The organism is Halomonas sp. ND22Bw (assembly GCF_003011945.1).
GTDB classification, from domain to species: Bacteria; Pseudomonadota; Gammaproteobacteria; order Pseudomonadales; family Halomonadaceae; genus Halomonas; species Halomonas halophila.
On the sequence record NZ_PXWD01000188.1, the window covers coordinates 1 to 439 of the forward strand.

A 439-nucleotide genomic window follows, 5' to 3' on the forward strand; every position below is an offset into this window, starting at 1 on the left:
TGACCGCGGCCGTACCCGCAGTCGAGGCACACTTGGCGGCCGAGGGATTCTCGATGACCCTCGCCGGCCAAACCTTCACCAAACGCCCCGAGGCATCGAAAGCGCTGGTCCATCACCTGCGAGAGACCTACGGTCACCTCAAAGGGGCGGGACTCGACAAGGTCGTCACCGTCGCAACCAAGGGCGGCCTCGAAATCGAGGTCCGCCGGTCCATGGCCGATGCCGCGCTCTACGTCGGTGCGAAAGGGCTACCGCTCTCGACGAGAGTCATTCCCCAAGAAGACATGTACGTCAGCGTACGAGCGAACACCACCATGACCGACGAAGAACGCGAAGGAGCGTTCGGTCACCTCGCGAGCGGCATCATGAGCCGCATCGAACGCATGGTCGCCGAAGTACCCGACAAACTCGACTCCCGCACCTGGCAACTCGACACGGC

The 439-nt window shown here is 63.3% G+C and carries 1 protein-coding gene; it reads left to right on the forward strand.

All coding sequences use genetic code 11. From position 1 onward, the window contains the following. Positions 1-53 precede the first annotated feature (53 nt). A partial coding sequence (locus tag CVH10_RS17615; protein WP_146142998.1) for a hypothetical protein occupies positions 54-439 on the forward strand: 386 nt, incomplete at its 3' end.